This window comes from Mammaliicoccus sp. P-M59 (assembly GCF_022386135.1).
GTDB classification, from domain to species: domain Bacteria; phylum Bacillota; class Bacilli; order Staphylococcales; family Staphylococcaceae; genus Mammaliicoccus; species Mammaliicoccus sciuri_A.
This window is the reverse complement of sequence record NZ_JAJNJJ010000004.1, coordinates 96,492-115,826: the sequence shown is the minus strand read 5'-3', so window position 1 is coordinate 115,826 and position 19,335 is coordinate 96,492. Positions and strand designations below refer to the sequence as shown.

Sequence of the window (19,335 nt, the reverse complement as noted above, 5' to 3'; positions counted from 1 at the left end):
TACTTTAGTAACGCGATAGTTTATAATGAATGATATTTTAATGTCTATTGTAATGGACAAACAAAAGTAAAACGCTTACATATATTTGTTTTATGATAAAGCTACAGGGAGGTTGTAAAAGTCATGGAAGGTGATAATCAAGAGAAGTTAATTCATTACTTATTAAATGCGCATTCGTTTGTCGATTCGAATCGATTGGCGAAACATCTAAATGTTTCTACTAAAACGATTTATCGACTTGTTAAACGTATAAATGATTATTATAAAGAGCCTCTTATTATATCTGAAAAAGGTAAGGGCTATCGTATTGATGATAAAGAATATATTGAACAGCATGAAACGGGGCATCTTCATCAAAATGATTTGTTTTCTCCTATTGAAAGACGAAATATGATGACAAAAGATTTATTGTTAATCTCCCCTAAATCGATATCTATCTTTAATATTATCGAACGTTATTATATTTCTGAAAGTGTACTGAACACAGATGAGAAAAAAATTGAAGAGATGTTAAAACGTTTTAATTTAAATTTAGAAAGAAAGAATCGTCATTTATCTATAAATGGTGATGAAAGTGATATTCGAAATGCATTGTTAGAACTCATTGGAGATGGGCAACTGTCTAATTTCTCTGCTTATAATGTTATGGATCAAAATGAGGATAAAGATGCACATTTTGTGCAAGAACAAATCAATAAGATTGAGAGTTATAAAGATATGATTATTCCTTATCCTTATAATGTGAACATTTTCTCTCATTTATATATTTTAATCATGCGCTTTAGAAAAAGAGGTGTGATCAAACAAAACAAAGATAGAAAGACACCTGAATTGATAAAGTTAAAAAATGAGTATCAATCATTTTATAGAATGAGTGACATGGTAATTGGCAATGTTGAACAATATCTTCATACTCAATTACCTGAAAATGAACGGATTTATTTGTTTGAATATCTTATTTCTTCGAGATTTGAAACGCAAAATGTTCAGCATAATCAAGAAGACATGCAATATTCACAAGAAGTCATCGATATAACAAATGCATTGATAGACGGTGCGAGTCAAGAATTAAATCATTCATTTAAAAATATTGATTTAGAGCAGCAACTTCTTAAACATATTAAACCGATGCTCAATCGAATTGAACATGGGTTAAATGTCAGGAATGCTTTAATAGAACAAATTAAAATTGAATATCCACATGTATTTACAGTTATTCGACAGATTTCAGATCTAATTTCTGAAACATATCATATTAAAAAAATGAATGACGATGAAATAGGCTTTTTAACATTGTATTTTGCGAAAGAACTTGAGAGAAACCCGAAGAAAATACAAACACTGATTACTTGTACTACAGGCATAGGTACTTCTGAATTATTGAAAACCAAAATAGACAGAAACGTACCAGAAATTGAGATTGTAGATGTTAAATCTTCTTTTGATATACAAGAAGAAGACTTGCATAAAATAGATTTGATTATTTCAACTGTTCATATACCTGAAGTAAAGCAAATTCCAATCGTGGTCATCAGCGCAATGTTTAATAAGAATGATCAAATTAAATTGCGAAAGATGATAGAAATGTTAGGTGATAACAATGAATGAATCGTTATTTTATGAAATTAAAACAACTAACATAATGTATCAAGATGTCATTGAAGTAATAGGTAGTCAGTTAAAGAAAGATCAGTACATTCAGTCTGAAAGTGTTTTTATTGAAGAAGTACACGAGCGAGAACAACATGGGAATATTGAAATTTTTCCAGAAGTGATTTTACCGCACATTCAAAGTGAGAACATTTTAAAGACTAAAATATTTTTAATAAAAAATGAGACAAATCTTATGAACTGGCATGACCAGCCATTGAAATTGATTATTTTGCTAAATCTTAAACCACAAGAAGATCAAGCAGTATTGCAAGACATTCAAGCATTTATGAGGAATTTAGCAGACGAAGACTTTGTAGAGTCATTATTATAATTGGAGGAATGAAATATGAATATCGTGAGTATTTGTGCTTGTACAGTAGGTATTGCACACACATATATCGCAGCTGAAAAGTTAGAAAAAGCAGCTGAAAAGAAAGGTCATAATATCAAAATTGAAACACAAGGGACAATAGGTGTAGAAAATGAATTGTCACCTGAAGATATAAAACAAGCTGATATCGTGTTGCTTGCTGTAGATGTAAAGGTAAGCGCTAAAGAAAGATTTGAAGGTAAAAAAGTCATCGAAATACCGACAGATGTCGCAATAAAATCTCCAAATAAATTAATAGAAAAAATCGAACAAATTTCACAACAATAAAGGAGATGCCATATGAATTTAATAGATGTATTAGATGAGAACACAATCTTAACAGAACTTGAGACAAATAATAGAGAAGAAACTTTAGAAACACTCGTTCATTTATTTGATAAAGAACAATATATAGACAATTCAGAAGCATTTTTAGAAGCTGTTTATAAAAGAGAGTCAGAAGGCGTAACAGGTATAGGTAACTTTGTGGCGATTCCACACGGGAAAAGTAGTAGCGTTAACAAAGTTGGTATTGCAATTGGCGTCTTAAAAGATGAAGTAGAGTGGCCATCTTTAGATGATACAGGTGCGAAAGTCGTTATTTTACTTGCAGTTGGTGAAGATAGCGACAATTCTAAAGAGCATTTGAAACTCTTATCATTAATCGCAAGAAAGTTGAGTAATGATGAAGTGATTGAGCAATTATTAAATTCTAAAAATAAAACAGAAGTTGTAGCAATTTTATCTAACTAACAAAGGGGGAGATAACGTGAAAACATTTTTTAATCAGTTGAATTTAAAAGGTCATTTACTTACGGCAATATCTTATTTAATTCCAGTTGTATGTGGAGCGGGATTCATGATTGCAATTGGGATGGCGTTAGGTGGAGATTCATCAACAGATTTAACGAAGACTGGCTATTCATTCTGGGATGTACTTGCAACACTTGGCGGTGCTGGACTAGGCATGTTACCAGTTGTTATTGCAACAGGTATCGCTTATTCAATTGCTGATAAACCAGGTATAGCACCTGGCCTCGTTATTGGTTTAACAGCTAATGCAGTTGGATCAGGTTTTATCGGAGGATTAATAGGTGGCTTCTTGGCAGGTTATCTTGTTGTATTAATTATTAAATATATCAAAATGCCAAATTGGGCTAAAGGCTTAATGCCGATGCTTGTAATTCCGTTTATTGCTTCACTTGTAGGTGGGCTCATTATGGTCTATGTAATCGGAGCGCCAATTACACAATTTACGCATATTTTAACTGAGTATTTACAATCTCTTAGTGGTACTTCTAAATTGATTTATGGCATTATCATCGGTGTATTAGCAAGTGTCGATTATGGTGGTCCAATTAATAAAACAGTATTTGCATTTGTATTAACACTACAAGCACAAGGTATTCATGAACCTATAACAGCATTGATTGTCGTTAACACAGCGACGCCAATTGGATTCGCATTTGCATATTGGATTGGAAGATTAATGCGTAAAAATATTTATAAAAAAGTAGAAGTAGAAACATTAAAAACAGCATTTCCAATGGGCATTATTGAAATTGTAGAAGGTGTCTTACCGATTGTCTTAAACGACATTATTAGATGTATTATTGCTACAGGAATCGGTGGTGCAGTAGGTGGCGCGATTTCAATGGTGATGAACGCTGACTCGAAAGTGCCGTTTGGTGGCATGTTAGCAATTCCAACAATGTCTCAGCCATTAGGTTTCGTCATCGCTATCGTAGCAAATGTTATTGTTACAGCTCTAGTACTTATACTACTTAAGAAACCTGTAAATGAATCAGAAGAAATGATCGATGAAATCGAAGAAGATGACATAGAATTAGACGATATTAAAGTATACTAATGGAGGTTTAATACATGGAGAATGTAAAGTTTTCACCATCATTAATGACGATGGACTTAGATAAATTTAGCGAGCAGATTACATTTTTGAATGAGCACGTAGAATCTTATCATATAGATATTATGGACGGTCATTATGTCCCGAATATTACACTGTCACCTTGGTTTATTGAACAAGTTAAGAAAATTTCTGACGTACCCATATCTGCGCATTTAATGGTCACAGAACCTTCGTTTTGGGTGGATGAATTATTAAAAGTAGATACAGATTATATATGCATACATGCAGAAGTCGTCAATGGTGTTGCTTACCGATTGATTCATAAAATCCATGATCAAGATAAAAAAGTAGGGATTGTATTAAATCCAGAAACACCCATTGAAGTGATTAAACCTTATATTCAATATTTAGATAAGATTACAATTATGACGGTTGACCCAGGGTTTGCTGGAGAAAAATTTATCGATGAAACATTAGATAAAATAGTAGAATTGAGAAAGTTAAGAGATGAACATCAATACAAATATTTAATTGAAATGGATGGCTCTTCAAATAAGAAGACATTTAGTAAAATTCAAAAAGCCAATCCAGATATTTATATATTGGGAAGAAGCGGTCTATTCGGTTTAGATGAACGTATCGATGAAGCATGGCATAAAATGAAAGCAGATTTTAATGATGCATTAACTGAAGTATAATAAATAAAACCGCCACATGAGTTGGATGATAACTCATGTGGCGGTTAAATTATATTTAAACTATTTAATAATATCTATTAATTCTTTCTTAGATGCTGACCTTGCTGGTATCCAACCAAATACAATACCAATTAATGTTGAAACGCCGACAGCAAGTAAAATAGAACCTAGACTCACAACACTTTGAACCATATCAGGCGTAACGGCTTCTACAAGTTTAGAAATCAAAATACCTATGATTAATCCGATAATGCCACCGATCAGACATAGCACGATACTTTCTATTAAGAATTGTATTTCAATGTCTCGACCTTTAGCTCCAAACGCACGTCTTATCGCAATTTCTTCTGTACGTTCAGCGACTGAAATATACATAACGTTCATCACACCTATACCCGCAATGAATAATGAAATACCTGCTACTGCTGCAACAAAGTACGTAATGGCATCGAATACTTGTGTGATACTTTTCATGATTTCTTCCATATCTGAATACTGATAACTACCTTCGCTCATACCTGAACCTCTTTTGTTTAAGAGCTTAGCTGCCTTATTAGCAATTTCTTTTTTGTTATCATCGTTATCTACTTTTAATTCAAGTTGTGGAAGGTCCTGGCTTAAGTCACCCATATATCGATTGAAAGTTTCGCTTGGCATATTCACTGTATTTTCATACATAGGATTATTGACAATACCTACAATTTTAAATCCTTGGTCATCTATAAATAACGTCTTACCAATCGCGTCACCTTTGAACGCTTTTTTAGCAATTGTTTGATCGATTGTGACGACTTTTTCTTTCAATTCATTATCTGATTGTGTGAATCCTTTACCTTCAGATGCATTGTCGACATAGTCTTTTTTAAAGATATTGATGTCAGATTGCTTTTGTGAATTGGTCATTTTTGCCCCATAACTTTGACTGTCATCTTCTTTAATTTTAGCGTCTGTGACACCGTCTATTTGTTTGACGAGATCAATATCTTGTTTGTCGAATGGATTTTCTTTAGAGCCTTCCATATTTTCAGGCATGAAGCTAATCATAGCTTGTCCTTTACTCGCACCCGTATCAGCAAATTCATCAGATGCTGTCTTTTTAAAACCATTACCTAAAGACATAATGGTAATGACTGCAGCTATACCGATAATAATACCAATCATCGTAAAGATGTTACGGCGTTTATTCTTCATGATAGATTTGAGAGAGACTGATATGATATTCGGTAAGTTCTTCATTCTATCACCTCTTCTCGCTGAACACGGCCATCTAATATGTGTATCACGCGATCAGCTTGTTCAGCTACTTTACGATCATGCGTAACAATAATCATGGTTGTATTTTGTTCGCGATTAAGTCGCACAAATAAATCCATAATATCTTTAGAAGTTTGAGAATCAAGCGCACCTGTTGGTTCATCAGCAATAATGAATTTAGGTTTATTGACAATCGAGCGCGCGATGGCGACACGTTGTTGTTGACCACCCGATAACTTATTCGGTACAAGATGTTTTTTATCTGCTATTCCAACGTCTTTTAAGACAGATTCAACACGTTGTTTACGTTCTTTTGAAGACATACCTGAATATAATAGGGGGATACTAACATTCTCCATAATCGTATTATTTTGTATCAATTTAAAATTTTGAAAGACAAAACCGACTGTTTTATTTCTAATAAAGGCAAGCTTATTATCTGAAACTTGTTGATAATTCTCACCATCAAACAGATATTCACCTGTGTATCCTCTATCTATAAAACCTAAAATATTAATCAATGTACTTTTCCCTGAACCAGAAGGGCCCATAATCGCGATAAATTCACCTGTATCAATAGATATATTAATATCTTTCAATATATGATTTGTTTCTTCTCCGTTTTTAAAGTGTCGATTAACATTTACTAAATTAATCATGATGCTATCTCAACCTTTTCACCATTATTTAATGTTTTCTTAGGTGAAATGATCAGTTTATCTCCAGATTTAAGTCCTTTCTCAACATATATTTCACCATTTTGTCGTTTAATATTAATATGTCGTTTATGAACTTTATGATTTTTATCGACAACAAATACATGATTGCCTTTTGTTAATACAGACTTAGGTAATTTAATCGTATCTAAAGGAATCTCTCCTTCAGTTGAGAATCCACTACGTACAGAAATGTCTAATTTACCAATCGTTACTTGATATTTAGAATTGCCTTTTCCAACGCTTGGATTATTAGAAACAGGATTAGATGTCTGAGTTGTTTCACTTTCTGGATCAGCAGTATTCATCGATTCACTTTGGTTACTATCATCATAACTTGTAGGTAATTCAGAAATCTTTGTCACTTTCCCTTTACCTTCTTCACCAGTACTGTTCACCGTCACGTTAACTTCATCGCCAACTTTAATTTTAGTAATATCAAATTCTGATACAGAAGTTTTGATTTGAGGTTCACTTGCGACTAATTTTAAAATCGCTTCACCACTGTTAGCGTCATTATCATTCTCCATTTCGACTTTACCATCAAATGAAGCATACATACTTTCATTTACTTGACGATCATACTGTGATAATTGCTTGTTAGCTTCACTTAATGTATTTAAATCTTTAGATAAAGTGTTTTGTAAATCATTATTGTTCGGTTTCTGATTAATATTTTGGTAGTCTTGATTCACCTTGTTTTGTGCAGCATTTACTTTATCTTGTAAATCTTGGCGCTTTTGATCATTCACATTATAGTTAATCAATTGATCACCTTGTTTAACAGATTGACCATCTTCAACAACAGTACTCACAAATTCACCTAACTGATCATTATTGTTATAAGTTTTAATTTTAGTAGGTGCAGCCTTACCAGAAATACTTAAAGGGGATTCCTTTTTAACTTTATATGTATCATAACCGTCTTTTTTATCGTCTGTGTCATTTGTCGTTTGTTTTACAATAAGCGCAACAACAACTAACAAAATGATAACGACAATCCCGATTATCCAAAATAATTTACGCTTCAATTTATTCCACTCCTATATATTTTTATTCTCACATGGGAAATGTTATCACAGTTAGGAACAATAAAAAATAATACTTATGAGATTTAAGAATATTAAATTTGTAATTAATTATTCATGTTTTTTTATGTAATTCACAAACAATAGTGGAATCATACATGATTGATAGAGCGTAAAATTAAAAATATCCATAAAAAAGCACAAAAAAATAACCATCGCTAACTTTGAAAAATCGATGGTTATATGGTGAATCCCCCCTTTTAAAGAAGGTGGGTGACACCTGTGAAATTGGTTTAGTACTAATTAGTAATAATAGCCATAAAAAATAATTGTTTTTAACTTTGGAATGTTTCGATGGTTATTTTTAACGGCATTTATATAAAGCCACCGTCTTTTTGACGGGCTCACAGGCAACGTGTTACAGCACGTTACCTTTTTATGCACATATTATACAATAAATACGAATATTTTGTCTATAACAACCTAAAAATAATGTTACAAATAATGGGAATTTGGTATAATATAACAGAGCAAGTTAGATAGATGGTGGCTAATCTCTTAAATGAAGGGGTGATGCCTATGATAATGGTTTCAACTCCTAGAAAGGAGTAATATGACTGATTATGAAATACTAATGATTGTTATATCGATCATTGGTTTAGTATTAATAAGTAAAAGTAACCATAAAAAATAACCATCGCTAACTTTGGAGGAGGCGATAGTTATTTAATAACTAATAAATTTTCCACCGTCTTTTTAACGGGCTCATAGGCAATGTGTTGTAGCACGTTGCCTTTTATGTATATATTATAAAATAAATACATATATTTTGTCTATTATAATACTGAAACAATGTTACAAATAATGGGAATTTGGTATAATATAACAGAGCAAGTTAGATGGATGGTGGCTAATCTCTTAAATAAAGGGGTGATGCCTATGATAATGGTTTCAACTCCTAGAAAGGAGTAATATGACTGATTATGAAATACTAATGATTGTTATTTCGATCATTGGTTTAGTATTAATTAGTAAAAATAACCATAAAAAATAACCATCTCTAACTTTGGAGGTTTAGATGGTTATTTTTAACCTAATCAAAAATCCACCGTCTTTTTAACGGGCTCACAGGCAACGTGTGACCGCACGTTGCCTTTTTCATTTACATAATAGCATAATTTGGTATATTTTGTCTATTTCTGTTGAGTGATCATATGAATATTTAATTTGCATAGTTCTTTAAGAAGTACATGAATATCATATTCTATGCAAAAATTAAATAACGATTATAAAATTTAAGAATATTAATTATATAATTAACTATTTTATTAATGCTTTATGAATGTTAACCTTAAATTATACAAAAAGCAAAGGAGTATAGTGATGAAACATTCAAATTTATTATTTGCACCAACTTTAAACAACTATAGAGAACGACCTAAGTGGTTGTTAAATATGATTTTGGTCATTATTTTATCAGTTGCTTCAATATGGATTACATCAATAACAACGGATCTTACAGCTGATTTAAAAGAAGCTGGATTAAGTGAAACTGAAATTGATCAAATGTCTACTTTTACTACAGTATTTGCATACATAGGTGGTATTTTAGCACCAATTATAGGCATTGCTTTTTCATTTCTAATTTTTCTTATCATCTCAAAAATTATGAAATCTGATGTTAAAGCTTCAAGTTTATTTGCAGCTGCAACGTTTGTAAAATTAATTACAACAATCTTTAATCTCATCGTTTTAGCTATTATAGCAATTGTTGGTTTAGATCCAGTTAAACACTCTATTACAAGTTTGGCAGTATTTAGCCAAAGTAATGATTATCTCGGTGTATTTGATTTATCAACATTATTGGCAGCCTATTTATTTGGAGTTGTATTATATGCAACAAGTAGATTTAAAGGAAAGACAGCAGTAATATGGACTGTGATTTATCTTGTTGTCGTAATTGTAATAGGTTTAATTCAAGCAAGTATATAATGAATTAATCAATAAAGCCCGTTTCCTTGAAAACGGGCTTTAAATATTATTTATAATTTTTTAAGTAATATGCGCCACCTAAAAGTCCGACAGGAATCCCAAATAAAGGTGTGATTAAGACGCTTAAGACAACAACCGCAACTAGTACAACTGCTATATTATAGCTTGTTAATTCTAACTCTAATAAGTCATCGTAGCTTTGCTTGATTAATTCTTTAACTTTCATACGTAACACTCCTTAAACTTTTTTCAAAGCGTTATTTTTCTGATTATATAACATTATACCATTTATGACATTTTATGGTAAAATAATATACTAAATGAGGAGGTATGTCATATGGGTTTTTATATAATGTTACTTTCATTTATATTAGGTTTAGTGATTGTAGTAGTTGGCATAAAACGTAGAAAAGAACATAATATTTATAAAGGATCTATAGTTGTTGGTGCGGTTCTTATTATCTTTGCTATTTATTTAGGATGGCCAAAATAAAGAATAGTGTACTAAAGGGTGAATCTTTATGAAACAAATTATTTTATTAATATTAATAGCAGGTATACTTCCAGTTATCGCAACTAATTTAGAAGGAAGTTTAACCAATTTATCTGCAGTATTATGGGGAGTTTCAATATTTCTCTTTATAATAGCTGCATATAAAGTAGCAAAAAGGGTCAAGAATTGATATAGCTCTTTTAATTAAAAACAAACGATACACTCTATGACTTTATCTTTTATCTAAGTGAAAGTGACGGAGTGTATCGTTAATTTATATTTACATATTTTGATTTTGAGCTTTTAACTTTTTAGAAGTGATGAGATTGACGATTAACCAAACGAGTTGTGTTAAGAATGGAATGATAAAAAGTGTTGCCATGATACCGATAGAGAACCATTTTATTTCTGTTGTTTGCACAGCTCCAGTGGCATCAACTTCTCTAAACCATAAAAAGATTGAGAACGTTAAAAATGCACCAACTTCAATGATTGTTAAAATCCACCACAATATCCAAGATACTTTCATGAGAATACCTCTTTTCAGTATAATATAATAATGTAATATTATCATTTAAATATTAAATGAGCAATAAAGGGAAGAATGCTTGAATATATGCTATCGTTTGAATAACATGTAAATAATAATATGAGTTTGAGGAGGGTTACAGTGGTTAAGAATTTAATGGAATGGGTTGCGTCTATCGTTGTCGCTATTGTTGTGGCGTGGCTTATTACGACTTTTTTATTTAGTAGATATGAGGTGCATGGACAGTCAATGTATCCTACGTTTAATGATAAAGACAATTTGATTGTTAGTAAAATTTCGAAAACGCTTGGTACGATTGATAGAGGTGATGTGATTATTTTTCATGCGAATGAAGAAAAGGATTATATTAAGAGATTAATAGGTGTACCTGGTGATACTGTCAGTTATAAGAATGATCAATTATATATTAATCATGAAAAAGTTGCAGAACCTTATTTAGATTTTAATAAGAAGCATAAATTCACGGAGTATTTAACGGAAAACTTTGATGTATCAGATACAAAAAATTCTGATGGTGAAAAAGTAATTCCAGAAGGTAAATATTTAGTCCTCGGTGATAATCGTTTGAATAGTAATGATAGTCGCCAAGATGTTGGACTCATTACCGACGAACAAATTGTAGGGAAAGCTAAATTAAGAATTTTACCAACGAATAATATGAAATATGACTTTTACGCTGATTCGTTTGATCATGTAAATGAGAATTGATTGGAACAATATGCTAAACTTTAACTAACTGCATGTACACTTTATAGAATAGGATGAGGCTAATGTCATTTGAGATTGAGACTTTAGATAAAGAGAAGAATATAGATTTGATTACAATCTATGATGAGCGTTCAAAGATTCAATTTACGAATTTTGGTATGCGGATTGTCGATTGGAAAATTGATGGTAGATCCGTTATCCTTGGTCCGACTGAAAGTGATGATTTAATAGAATATTATGAGCAAAATCCTTATTTCTTTGGTGCGACTGTTGCAAGATATGGTGGCAGAATTGAAAATGGTCAGTTTGTATTAAATGGTGAATCCTATCAGCTTGAACAAAATGATGGTGTTCATAATTTACATGGTGGCTCTAACGGTTTATATACTCAAGTGTGTGATTATGACATTGTTAATGAAGATGATATTGTTCGCATTGTATATCATGTAGAATTGAAACATTCAGTTGATCATTTCCCAGGTGATATTAACATGACCGTAACACATCAATATGATTTAACAAATTTGAAATGGACAATTATATATGAAGCAACGAGTACTGAAGATACTTTATTGAATCCGATGAATCATGTGTATTTTAATTTGAATGAAACAAATGCATCTATTGAAAATCATCAACTTCATCATAACGTTCAATTCTATCCGCTTAAAGATAATCAAATTGTGGAATCTCTTGATACAGAGAATATTAATGTAGAAATTGGGAAAGATAGTATAACTTTTAAAGATATATTCGACAGTGGATTTCAACAAATCAATCAATTTAATGGTATTGATCATCCAGTGACATTAGAAGATGGTACTTTCAAAGTGTCGAATGATGAATTGGAACTTGAAATGACGACTGATCAGAATGAAGTTGTCATATTTACATTGAATGATGTAGATTGGAATGATCATGAAGACTCTATTAATGTACATAGTGGCTTTACATTAGAAACGCAATCACTACCTAATGATATTAATTTATTAAATGAAGCAGCACCATCAATTTTAAGAAAAGGCGACACATTTAATAGTGTCACAAGTTATCAAATCAATTATAAGAAATAGTATATATAATAGAAGACAATCATACTTTCATGACCAAACTTGTTTAGAAGCGTTGGTTATGAAAGTATTTTTTTTATTTATCAATGACTTTCATAAATAATGTCTTTTAATTTTAAAATAGCAGGTTCGATATCTTCTCGATTTATTTTCGCAAACCCGATAATGAGTGTCTTAAATGGTGTGTTTTCAGGTTCATCAGCCATGAAACGTCTAATCGTATATAATTCTATATCGTGGTCATGCGCCTTTTGTTCAATTTCTTGATAACTTAAGTCCGTCTTAATATTAATTAGAAAATGTAGTCCTGCTTCCATGTCGTATATCGAGACGTCTTCTTTAAATGCTTTTTTTAATACTTTTAGAAAAAGCTCTCTCTTTTCAGTATAAGTATGATGCATCTTACGAATATATTTCTCATAGTTTCCAGATTTAATAAATAAATGAAGCGCGTAAGCATTGATTAAGCTTAAATCTGTAATGGATGTATCTGTTATCGCATCGAATTTATATAAGAGTGGATAAGGTAAGACCATATAGCTTATTCTTAAACTTGGCATTAATGTTTTCGCGAATGTACCCAAATATATGACACGTTCATTCTTATCTAAACTATATAATGAAGGAATATTGTCTGTACCATATTTATATTCACTATCATAATCGTCTTCTATAATATATTTATTATGTTCAGTTACCCAGTTGAGTAATTCAATTCTTCTTGAAATTGGCATAATCGTGCCTGTTGGAAATTGATGTGAAGGTGTTGTCACGACAAAATCCGGCTTTGCCTGTTTCACATGTTCAACAGATAACCCTTTGTTGTCTAGTGGAATATTAACGACATCCTGTCCCATGCCGATAAATAGCTTTCTCATCCTTGAATAGCCGGGATTTTCGATAGCAATTTTTTGATTGTTTGAGAATGCTTTGAATAAGCTACTGAGTAAGTTCGCTGTACCTGATCCGACAATGATTTGTTCAGGGTAACAGACGACACCTCTTTTGTATGAAATCAATTGAGCGATTGATTTTCTTAGTTCAAGCGGTCCTTTATATACAGGGATTTCTGACATTTCATGTTTGAAAAGGTGAAAAGCTTCTTTCACATATTTAGACCATAAGTCTATTGGAAATTGTGAGATGTCGGTTGTCATATGCGATAAAGAATAACGATATGAAGATTTAATTTGAGTTGGGTTATTGTTTAAAGGTTGCGTAATATGTTGATCTTGAATGATTAACTTATTTAATGCCTCAACAAAGTAACCTTGTCTTTCCTTTGTGTAAATATAACCCTCAGCAAAAAGTTGTTCATAAGCATTCTTAACAGTGTTAATACTGACATTTTGATCAATTGAAAGTTGTCTTTTAGATGGTAATTTTTCGTGACTGTTATATTTCTGAGAGAGTATATCTTGTTTTAATTTGAGATAAATTTCTCTATATTTGTAAGTTTGAGTCATATCGTTCGCCCCTCTGGTACTATTAAAAATTAAAAACTGGTACTTTTCATTATACCAATCTTTTTTTAATATGTACTAAATAAACAATAGGAGGGATTTTGATGGGTAAGACTCAAGAACAATTAGAATCTTTACGTAACGAATATGTAGCAAGAGGTGTCAGTAATGGTAATACACATATTGCTGATTTTGCAAAAGGGGCAACAGTTACAGATAAAGACGGTACAGAGTGGATTGACTTTGCAGGAGCAATCGGAACATTAAACGTTGGTCATTCACATCCTAAAATAACTGAACATTTAAAAAACGAGCTTGAAAGATTTATTTTACCTGGTTTCAATGTGATTATGTATGAAAGCTATATTAAATTAGCAGAGAAATTAGCAGAAATTACACCAGGTGACCATAAAAAGAAAACAGTATTACTAAATTCTGGTGCAGAAGCAGTAGAAAACGCTGTGAAAATCGCTAGAAAATATACAGGTAGACAACAAGTTGTATCATTTATTAGAGGTTTTCATGGTAGAACAAATTTAACAATGTCTATGACAAGTAAAGTAAGACCATACAAATTTGGGTTTGGCCCATTTGCACCAGAAGTATATCAAGCACCATATCCTTATTTAGCAGATAAACCTGAAGGATTAAGTGATGAGGCATACATAGATTCAGTCATTAAAGATTTGAAGAATTTCTTTATCGCAACAGTGGATCCTTCAGAAGTGGCATGTGTAGTGATTGAGCCAGTACAAGGTGAAGGTGGATTTATCATTCCAGATAAGAAATTTATTCATGCATTAAAAGATATTTGTGAAGAACAGGGTATCGTATTTATTGCAGATGAAATTCAAACAGGCTTTGCACGTACTGGTAAGACATTTGCAATTGAGCATTTTGATGTTATTCCAGATTTAATGACTGTATCAAAATCTCTAGCAGCAGGATTCCCATTAAGTGGTGTTGTTGGACGTAGTGAAATTATCGATAGCCCAAATCCAGGCGAAATTGGTGGTACATATGCAGGAAATCCACTTGCATGTGAAGCAGCATTAAAAGTAATTGAAATTATTGAAGAAGAAAACTTAAATGCTAAAGCTGAACAACTTGGTGCAACGATTCAATCAAGATTAGAAGCATTTAAATTAGAACATTCATTTATAGGAGATATTCGTAGATTAGGCGCAATGGTCGCAATGGAAATTGTTGATCCAGAAACGCAATCACCTGATAAAGTTAAAACGTCACAAATTGTTAAAGCAGCAAATGAAAATGGTTTATTATTATTATCAGCTGGTATTAACGGAAATGTGATTAGATTTTTAGCACCATTAGTCATTACAGATCAAGAATTAAACAAAGGATTATCAATCTTAGAATCTAGTCTTTAAGAAATTTGACTAATAAAAATGGGGTATAATTATGAATTCTCAATTTAATAAATCAATGAACATAGCAGACGTATTATTTCTCGCGATTGGCGCCATGCTTGGATGGGGCTGGGTTGTTCTTTCGGGAGAATGGATTTCACAAGCAGGATTTCTAGGTAGTATTATCGCATTTGTAATTGGTGGATTATTAGTAATTTTTATTGGATTAACATATGCAGAGCTTGCCTCTGCAATTCCTGAAACAGGTGGCGGATTTGTATTCGTTAAGAAAGCATTTAGTCCTGGCGTAGCATTTATATCTGGTTGGTCAGTGTTATTTGGCTATGTATCTGTTATTACTTTTGAAGCAGTCGCATTGCCAACTGTTATAGACTATGTCATACCATTTGAACATTCTGGCTTATTGTGGAATTTAGCTGGATGGGATGTTTACTTAACTTGGGTACTTATCGGTTCTATAGGTAGTGTTATATTAACGTCATTAAACTACTTTGGCGTTAAACCAGCTGCAGTTATGCAGACTGTATTTACAATATTTATTGTAGGTGTCGGTTTATTATTATTCTTTGGTGCAGGATTCAATGGTGACTTTACACATCTTAAACCATTATTTAATGGTGGTGTAGGCGGAACAATGTCTGTACTGATCATGATTCCATTCCTATTTGTAGGGTTCGATGTTATTCCACAAATAGCTGAAGAAGTAAAAGCACCTTCTAAAAAAATTGGTGGTATTTTAGTTATCTCTATCATAGCATCGGTTATCTTCTATTTATTAATTGTGTTTGGTGTTGCAACTGGTTTAACACCAAGTCAATTAAATACAAGTGAATTAGCTACAGCAGATGCAATGGTGAATTTATTTGGATCAAGTGGATTTGGTATATTACTCGTATTAGGTGGAATTGCTGGTATTATCACAAGTTGGAATGCATTTATTATCGGTGGTAGTCGTATTTTATATGCGATGGCGAAAAATAATATGATTCCTAAGTGGTTTGCATACATTCACCCTAAATACAAAACACCAACACACGGTATTATATTCCTTGGTGTATTAGCATTTGTTGCACCATTATTAGGTCGTCCTGCATTAGTATGGATTGTTGATGCTGGTGGCATCGGTGTTGTATTAGGTTATTTCTTAGTTGCTTGTGCATTTTTGAAATTAAGAAAAAGCGAGCCTAATTTAGAAAGACCATATCGTATTAAAAGTGGTAAAGTAGTCGGTTGGATTGCTGTTATTTTAAGTATTGCATTTATCGCAATTTATTTACCAGGAATGCCGTCATCACTTATTTGGCCACATGAATGGATTATCGTATTCGTATGGTATGGTATAGCAGCAGTCTTATATTTAACAAAATCAAAAGGGGATGAAGTATTTGAAACAGCTAAAAGTATACAATCCAGCAACGAATGAAGTCGTTAAGACGATTCCTTATACTTCAGAGGAAGAAGCTATTCAACAAATTGATAAAGCGCAAGTTGCATATGAATCATGGCGTGAAAAAGATGCACATGAACGTTCATCTCTTTTATTAAAATGGTATCAATTAATTGATGAACATAAAGAAGAATTATCAGAATTAATTACATTAGAGAACGGTAAACCTTATAAAGAAGCATTAGGCGAAGTTGCTTACGCAAATAGTTACATTCAATGGTATCAAGAAGAAGCAAAACGTATTTATGGTAAGACTATACCTGCTAATCAAAAAGGTAAAAAGATTATCACTGATCCGTTCCCAGTAGGTGTTGTTGGTGCAATTACTCCTTGGAATTTCCCAGCAGCAATGATTGCGAGAAAAATGGCGCCAGCATTAGCAGCAGGTTGTACAATTGTTTGTAAACCAGCTTTAGAAACACCATTAACGACGATAAGAATGGTTGAATTGGCACATGAAGCGGGTATTCCTGAAGATGCCATTCAATATGTTGTATTAAGCGGTAAAGACGCAGGTAGAATATTTACTGAAAGTCCAATTATACAGAAGATAACATTCACAGGATCTACACCAGTCGGTAAACATTTAATAAAAGATTCTGCAAATACAGTTAAAAATGTCACGATGGAATTAGGTGGATTAGCACCAGTTATTGTTCATAAAGATGCAGATATTGAATTAGCAGTTGATCAAACAATCGCGACTAAATTTAGAAATTCAGGTCAAACTTGTATAAGCGCAAATAGAATTTATGTACACCAAGATATAGAAGAAGCTTATACAGAACGTTTAACTGAAAAAGTAAATGCATTAAATGTAGGAAATGGCTTAGAAGAAGGCGTTGAAATGGGACCTCTCATTAATCAACAAGCTGTAGATAAAGTCATTGACCAAATTGAAGATGCTGTTCAAAATGGTGGAGAATTGTCATTACCATTAGAACAATTAAAATTAGGTGGAAATTTCTTAAAGCCAGTCGTTATTAGACAAGCTAATCTTGAAATGAAAGTGATGCACGAAGAAACATTCGGACCAATCGCAGCAGTCATGGCATACGAAGATTTAGATGAGATTATTAAAGTTGCCAATGATACAGAATATGGTTTAGCCGCTTATTTCTTCACGAATGACTATCGTACAGGATTTGATATTTATAAGAAGCTTGATTTTGGTGTGATAGGTTGGAATGATGGTGCGCCATCAGCAGCGCATGCACCATTTGGTGGATTTAAAGAAAGTGGATATGGTCGTGAAGGCGGTATCGAAGGTATTGAACCTTATTTAGAAACTAAATATTTATCAATCGGTAATATGTAAGAAAAGAACCCCCTAAAAGTGACAACTTTTAGGGGGTTCTTTGTATCTATTTCTAGAATACATTTTTAAATACTATGATATTATCTAATGTCTTTGACGATTTGACCGTCTATTGAAACAACTTTAATGTTATTTGGATCTCTTAATACTTTGATATCTTCTAAAGGATTTTGATCTAGTAAAATAAAGTCTGCTTTCTTGCCTACTTCAATTGTACCTAAGTCTTCGTCATAACCTAAACATTCAGCAGCTGTCTTAGTAGACGAAACAATGGCTTCCATTTCTGTCATGCCGTGTTCAACCATAAGCTCTAATTCTCTTAAATTAGTTCCATGTTTGAAGACACCTGCATCAGTACCCATTGCTATTTTCACACCAGCTTGATGGGCTTTTTTAAAGCTATCAATATGGTCTTGCATGACTTGTTTAGATTTCTTAATAGAATTTTCACTCATACCTAGTTCTTCAGCGAATTCTATAACGGAAAGAGGTGCGAGTAATGTAGGTACGAGGTACATTTCTTTTTCTTTCATTAATTGAACAGCTTCATCATCCAAATAGATACCATGTTCAATTGAGTGAATGCCTGCTTCTATACATTGTTTAACACCTTGTAAACCTTGAGCATGCGCCATAACTTTTCGATTATTTCTAAATTGAGCTTCTTCTACAATGACTTTTAATTCTTCTAATGAGAATTGCGTATAATCTGGATGGTCAGTTGCACTTGTTACACCACCCGTTGCATGTACTTTTAATACATCAGCACCAGCTCTTAACATTTCGCGTGCTTTTTTACGGACTTCATTCACACCATCACATATACCACTCGGTAATCCAGGATAGCCATCTTGCAAAATAGGTAGTTGTATACCAGATTTAGTATAACTGTCTCCATGGCCACCTGTAATGGTTAATGCGTTAACACTTATTTGTAAACGTGGTCCGAGTATTAAACCATCATTCACAGCTTCTTTTAAACCTAAATCTGCGCCTAAAGCATCTCGAACGGTTGTAACACCTGCATCAACTGTTCGTTTTAAATGATCAATTGCTTTGTAGAAGTTATATGAAAAAGGTGTCGCTAATCTTCTCTCTAAAGGTTCCATTTCCAACATAACATGTACGTGACTATCAATCATACCAGGTAATAGATATTGACCATTTCCTTCTATTATATTGTCGCCATTTAAATGAGTACCAATTTCAGAAATGACATTATTTTCAACCTTTATATCAACACCTCGTTGAATGTCTTTTCCAGTACCGTCTATTAAATTGATGTTTTTTATAATCATATCTAAGTCCTCCTCA

Annotated in this window: 21 protein-coding genes; 14 read left to right on the top strand and 7 right to left on the bottom strand. The window is 32.4% G+C overall.

What is annotated here, in order from left to right; genetic code table 11:
- Positions 1-123 precede the first annotated feature (123 nt).
- Genes LQ617_RS08115 through alsE form a run of 6 tightly spaced genes read left to right on the top strand, consistent with a single transcriptional unit; the run spans position 124 to position 4,591 of the window.
- On the top strand, positions 124-1,608 hold the full coding sequence (locus LQ617_RS08115) for a BglG family transcription antiterminator (RefSeq protein WP_239740152.1): 1,485 nt from the start codon (positions 124-126) through the stop codon (positions 1,606-1,608).
- Complete coding sequence (locus tag LQ617_RS08110) at positions 1,601-1,984, top strand: PTS sugar transporter subunit IIA (protein ID WP_239740151.1); 384 nt, start codon at positions 1,601-1,603, stop codon at positions 1,982-1,984. The genes LQ617_RS08115 and LQ617_RS08110 overlap by 8 nt, the downstream gene beginning before the upstream one ends.
- A gap of 15 nt (positions 1,985-1,999) precedes the next feature.
- Positions 2,000-2,311 (top strand): PTS fructose transporter subunit IIB, encoded by a 312-nt coding sequence (locus tag LQ617_RS08105; protein WP_037590079.1) that lies wholly within the window; start codon positions 2,000-2,002, stop codon positions 2,309-2,311.
- A 12-nt stretch (positions 2,312-2,323) separates the two neighbouring features.
- On the top strand, positions 2,324-2,776 hold the full coding sequence (locus LQ617_RS08100; protein ID WP_037590080.1) for a PTS sugar transporter subunit IIA: 453 nt from the start codon (positions 2,324-2,326) through the stop codon (positions 2,774-2,776).
- A 16-nt stretch (positions 2,777-2,792) separates the two neighbouring features.
- Positions 2,793-3,893 (top strand): PTS fructose transporter subunit IIC, encoded by a 1,101-nt coding sequence (locus LQ617_RS08095; RefSeq protein WP_239740150.1) that lies wholly within the window; start codon positions 2,793-2,795, stop codon positions 3,891-3,893.
- A gap of 14 nt (positions 3,894-3,907) precedes the next feature.
- Complete coding sequence (gene alsE, locus LQ617_RS08090) at positions 3,908-4,591, top strand: D-allulose 6-phosphate 3-epimerase (RefSeq protein WP_204188344.1); 684 nt, start codon at positions 3,908-3,910, stop codon at positions 4,589-4,591.
- Between the two features lie 60 nt (positions 4,592-4,651).
- On the opposite strand, the gene LQ617_RS08085 is transcribed toward alsE, so the two are convergent.
- The 3 genes from LQ617_RS08085 to LQ617_RS08075 are packed head-to-tail and all read right to left on the bottom strand — an operon-like array spanning position 4,652 to position 7,592.
- Positions 4,652-5,827, bottom strand: coding sequence for an ABC transporter permease (locus LQ617_RS08085; RefSeq protein WP_037590083.1), 1,176 nt, complete (start codon positions 5,825-5,827; stop codon positions 4,652-4,654).
- Positions 5,824-6,504 carry an ABC transporter ATP-binding protein gene (locus tag LQ617_RS08080; RefSeq protein WP_204255511.1) on the bottom strand — a complete coding sequence of 227 codons (681 nt, stop codon included), beginning with the start codon at positions 6,502-6,504 and terminating at the stop codon, positions 5,824-5,826. The genes LQ617_RS08085 and LQ617_RS08080 overlap by 4 nt, the downstream gene beginning before the upstream one ends.
- The gene (locus tag LQ617_RS08075) at positions 6,501-7,592 is read right to left on the bottom strand and encodes an efflux RND transporter periplasmic adaptor subunit (RefSeq protein WP_239740149.1); all 1,092 of its coding nucleotides are present in this window, start codon (positions 7,590-7,592) and stop codon (positions 6,501-6,503) included. The genes LQ617_RS08080 and LQ617_RS08075 overlap by 4 nt, the downstream gene beginning before the upstream one ends.
- Positions 7,593-8,972: 1,380 nt before the next feature.
- Here LQ617_RS08075 and LQ617_RS08070 point away from each other — a divergent pair.
- Entirely contained in the window at positions 8,973-9,581 is a 609-nt protein-coding gene (locus LQ617_RS08070; RefSeq protein ID WP_204194504.1) for a YIP1 family protein, read from the top strand.
- 46 nt (positions 9,582-9,627) lie between these two features.
- Here LQ617_RS08070 and LQ617_RS08065 read toward each other — a convergent pair whose 3' ends face one another.
- Positions 9,628-9,807 carry a VraH family peptide resistance protein gene (locus tag LQ617_RS08065; RefSeq protein WP_037590087.1) on the bottom strand — a complete coding sequence of 60 codons (180 nt, stop codon included), beginning with the start codon at positions 9,805-9,807 and terminating at the stop codon, positions 9,628-9,630.
- Between the two features lie 111 nt (positions 9,808-9,918).
- Between LQ617_RS08065 and LQ617_RS08060 the strand changes: the two genes are divergently transcribed.
- Positions 9,919-10,074 (top strand): hypothetical protein, encoded by a 156-nt coding sequence (locus LQ617_RS08060; RefSeq protein ID WP_037590088.1) that lies wholly within the window; start codon positions 9,919-9,921, stop codon positions 10,072-10,074.
- 28 nt (positions 10,075-10,102) lie between these two features.
- Positions 10,103-10,264, top strand: a complete 162-nt coding sequence (locus tag LQ617_RS08055) for a hypothetical protein (protein ID WP_158258743.1) — start codon at positions 10,103-10,105, stop codon at positions 10,262-10,264.
- 90 nt (positions 10,265-10,354) lie between these two features.
- Here the strand turns inward: LQ617_RS08055 and LQ617_RS08050 are convergent, their stop codons facing one another.
- Positions 10,355-10,603: a DUF3923 family protein gene (locus tag LQ617_RS08050; protein ID WP_037590089.1), complete on the bottom strand. Its 249-nt coding sequence runs from the start codon at positions 10,601-10,603 to the stop codon at positions 10,355-10,357.
- A gap of 141 nt (positions 10,604-10,744) precedes the next feature.
- On the opposite strand from LQ617_RS08050, the gene lepB reads away from it, so the two are divergent.
- The gene (gene lepB, locus LQ617_RS08045; RefSeq protein ID WP_025904440.1) at positions 10,745-11,332 is read left to right on the top strand and encodes a signal peptidase I; all 588 of its coding nucleotides are present in this window, start codon (positions 10,745-10,747) and stop codon (positions 11,330-11,332) included.
- 62 nt (positions 11,333-11,394) lie between these two features.
- Positions 11,395-12,405 carry an aldose epimerase family protein gene (locus LQ617_RS08040; RefSeq protein WP_204194506.1) on the top strand — a complete coding sequence of 337 codons (1,011 nt, stop codon included), beginning with the start codon at positions 11,395-11,397 and terminating at the stop codon, positions 12,403-12,405.
- An 80-nt stretch (positions 12,406-12,485) separates the two neighbouring features.
- Here LQ617_RS08040 and gabR read toward each other — a convergent pair whose 3' ends face one another.
- A complete protein-coding gene (gene gabR, locus LQ617_RS08035) occupies positions 12,486-13,868 on the bottom strand; it encodes a MocR-like transcriptional regulator GabR (RefSeq protein ID WP_206180480.1) in 1,383 nt (460 codons plus the stop codon).
- Between the two features lie 101 nt (positions 13,869-13,969).
- Here gabR and gabT point away from each other — a divergent pair, with 101 nt between their 5' ends.
- Genes gabT through LQ617_RS08020 form a run of 3 tightly spaced genes read left to right on the top strand, consistent with a single transcriptional unit; the run spans position 13,970 to position 18,021 of the window.
- Positions 13,970-15,256 (top strand): 4-aminobutyrate--2-oxoglutarate transaminase, encoded by a 1,287-nt coding sequence (gene gabT / locus LQ617_RS08030; protein WP_239740148.1) that lies wholly within the window; start codon positions 13,970-13,972, stop codon positions 15,254-15,256.
- 31 nt (positions 15,257-15,287) lie between these two features.
- The gene (locus LQ617_RS08025; protein WP_119475298.1) at positions 15,288-16,679 is read left to right on the top strand and encodes an APC family permease; all 1,392 of its coding nucleotides are present in this window, start codon (positions 15,288-15,290) and stop codon (positions 16,677-16,679) included.
- Complete coding sequence (locus tag LQ617_RS08020) at positions 16,642-18,021, top strand: NAD-dependent succinate-semialdehyde dehydrogenase (RefSeq protein ID WP_239740147.1); 1,380 nt, start codon at positions 16,642-16,644, stop codon at positions 18,019-18,021. Before LQ617_RS08025 ends, LQ617_RS08020 begins: the two co-directional genes overlap by 38 nt.
- An 80-nt stretch (positions 18,022-18,101) precedes the next feature.
- On the opposite strand, the gene LQ617_RS08015 is transcribed toward LQ617_RS08020, so the two are convergent.
- Entirely contained in the window at positions 18,102-19,319 is a 1,218-nt protein-coding gene (locus LQ617_RS08015; RefSeq protein WP_159316158.1) for a metal-dependent hydrolase family protein, read from the bottom strand.
- Positions 19,320-19,335: the final 16 nt, after the last annotated feature.